At 30.7% G+C, this 2707-nt stretch carries 4 protein-coding genes; 3 read left to right on the forward strand and 1 reads right to left on the reverse strand.

Annotated elements, in window-relative coordinates; all coding sequences use genetic code 11:
* Positions 1-321: 321 nt before the first annotated feature.
* The 3 genes from ACEW8E_RS02650 (at position 322) to ACEW8E_RS02660 (ending at position 2386) form a co-directional block, all read left to right on the forward strand.
* Positions 322-549 carry a DUF2281 domain-containing protein gene (locus ACEW8E_RS02650; RefSeq protein WP_373478789.1) on the forward strand — a complete coding sequence of 76 codons (228 nt, stop codon included), beginning with the start codon at positions 322-324 and terminating at the stop codon, positions 547-549.
* Entirely contained in the window at positions 542-889 is a 348-nt protein-coding gene (locus ACEW8E_RS02655; protein WP_373478790.1) for a type II toxin-antitoxin system RelE/ParE family toxin, read from the forward strand. The genes ACEW8E_RS02650 and ACEW8E_RS02655 overlap by 8 nt, the downstream gene beginning before the upstream one ends.
* A 132-nt stretch (positions 890-1021) precedes the next feature.
* Positions 1022-2386 carry an NAD-dependent succinate-semialdehyde dehydrogenase gene (locus tag ACEW8E_RS02660; protein WP_373478791.1) on the forward strand — a complete coding sequence of 455 codons (1365 nt, stop codon included), beginning with the start codon at positions 1022-1024 and terminating at the stop codon, positions 2384-2386.
* A gap of 121 nt (positions 2387-2507) precedes the next feature.
* On the opposite strand, the gene ACEW8E_RS02665 is transcribed toward ACEW8E_RS02660, so the two are convergent.
* On the reverse strand, positions 2508-2707 hold a 200-nt coding region (locus ACEW8E_RS02665; protein ID WP_373478792.1), incomplete at its 5' end, for a hypothetical protein.

Raw genomic sequence — 2707 nt, forward strand, 5'->3', positions numbered from 1 at the left:
ATCTTTGACAAAGCGAAAAACCTGAAATAAAATGTTCATAACTTATTTTAAATAAACAAAAAATAAGATGGACATGGTCGATTGTATAACCAAAAAGTCCATCTTTTTTTTAATTTTGCCCCGACTTTGAAAACACCCTGGAAGCAAAAAGCCAAGTAGAAAAGATGATATTAGGTTAGTTTGTAGTGACGACTTTAGTCGTTATTTAAGCTCTAAAGAGCAGACTACGAACTTATAATAAAAGATGATATTAGGGGATAAATAATATTTTAGTTAAAATAGGATAAAACTTACTTTTGTAAAAAAAATGAGATTAATAAAATGGAAATTACAACAGAAATTTTAGCAACCATAGAAGAAATGCCCTTGTTTTTACAGAAAGAATTATTAAATTATGCTGAGTATTTGAAATATAAATATAACTCTGAAATTGAAAAGAAACAAAATGATAATGATATTATTGCCAATTTTCAGACTTCTTGGTATGAAGCCATGACAGGAAAAACGATTCCAGTTAGTCAAATGTGGGAAGAATTGGAAAATGAATAATAATCCTTTCATAAAAGTAGAAGCTACTCTTACTTTTCAAAAGAATTTACGGAATCTTAAAAAAAAATATCGTCATATTAGTGAAGATATAAAACCCATAATTTATAAACTAGAAACAGGTGAATTATTAGGAGATAGAATTACTGGTATTGATTATCAAGTTTTTAAAGCAAGAGTTAAAAATAGTGATATTAAGAAAGGAAAAAGTGGTGGATACCGTCTTATTTATTATCTAAAAACAACAGAGGGTATTATTTTATTAAGTATTTATACAAAATCCGAACAAATTAACCTCAGTAACGAACAAATCCTCAAAATTATTCAAGATTATCAAGAGTAAGCGAAGAGAAGATTAAAAGAGTTGGAATTATCATTTTCTATTAATGTCAAAAATAATAATTAGAGTAGTTTGTAGTTACGGCTATAACCTTAATCCTTGTTATAATTAAATATTATTAAAACAAAAATAAAAATGACTATTGCGACAATAAACCCTCTTAACGGAGAGATTTTACAAACCTTTACACCTTTAACCAGTCAAGAAATAGAGAATAAACTAAGTTTAGGAGTGAATGAGTTTCAAGATTATCGTCTCACATCCTTAGAGTTTAGGGGAGAAAAGTTACTCAAAGCGGCGGTAATTTTAGAAGAAAATCAAGAAAAATATGCTCAGTTAATGACGATAGAAATGGGGAAACCCATTAAACAGGCTATGACAGAAATTAATAAATGTGCTTCTGTTTGTCGTTTTTATGCTGAAAATGCTCAAAAATTTCTCACTCCCAAATATACCGATACAGATGCAACTAAAAGTTATGTTACCTATCAACCTTTAGGAATAATTTTAGCGGTGATGCCTTGGAATTTTCCTTTTTGGCAAGTATTCCGTTTTCTTTCTCCAGCTTTAATGGCTGGTAATGTTGGATTACTTAAACACGCTTCCAATGTGCCTCAATGCGCTTTAGCCATCGAATCTATTTTATTATCTGCGGGTTTTCCTGAAGGAGTGTTTCAAACTTTACTCATAGAATCCTCTCAAGTGGAAAAAGTTTTAAGAGATACTAGAGTTAAAGCTGTTACCCTTACAGGTAGCGAATTAGCGGGGAAAAGTGTCGCTTCTATCGCTGGACAAGAGTTAAAAAAATCTGTGCTAGAATTAGGTGGCAGTGATCCTTTTATTGTTTTAGATGATGCTAATATAGAGGAAGCTGCCCAAGTAGCCGTTAATGCTAGATTATCTAATAATGGTCAAACTTGTATCGCTGCTAAAAGATTTATTTTACACCACAACATCGCTGATAAATTTCAGGAATTATTACTAGAAAAATATCGCAATCTCACTTTAGGAGATCCTCTTAACCCTAACACCGATATAGGTCCTTTAGCAACCCCTAATATTCTTAAAGATATTACTAATCAAGTTAATAAAACCGTTGAAATGGGTGCAAAAGTTTTGATTGGCGGAGAAATTATTGAAAGTAAAGGTAATTTTTACCCCCCCACAATTTTAACGGATATTCCTGTTAATTCTCCCGGGATGAGAGAAGAATTTTTTGGACCAGTGGCTCTATTATTTAGAGTAAATAACCTTAAAGAAGCCATAGACTTAGCTAATAGTACCATTTTTGGTTTAGGTGCGTCAATTTGGACTAAAAATGAAGATAATATCGAAATTGCCGTAAGGGATATAGAATCAGGTTCAGTCTTTATTAACGGTTTAGTCAAATCTGATCCTCGTTTACCCTTTGGTGGTACTAAACAATCAGGTTATGGTAGAGAATTAAGTATAGAGGGAATGCACGAATTTGTCAATATCAAAACTGTTTGGCAAAAATAATTAAGCATTATTGAATTAAGATTTTTTTTACTATGTTTAGGGTTTTGTGTATAGGAAGAAAAGTATTAAAATAAATATTTAAAAAAGACTAAAAGCTCAAAAAGTGCAGTTTTAGATATTTTTATTCAATATTTTTTGTATTTATATCTTCTACATAAAACCCGAAACCTGATACATAAAACTGGCGTTGCTGAATTAAGGTATGATTTTTAGATAAAGGGGTCAAATTATCAAAAATAAAAAAATGATACAATGTCCAGAGTGCGGGTCTAAACATATTCACAAAAATGGAATTAAAAAAGGAAAGCAAAATCATCTTTG

The sequence above is a fragment of the Geminocystis sp. genome, from assembly GCF_041753295.1.
GTDB lineage: Bacteria > Cyanobacteriota > Cyanobacteriia > Cyanobacteriales > Cyanobacteriaceae > Geminocystis.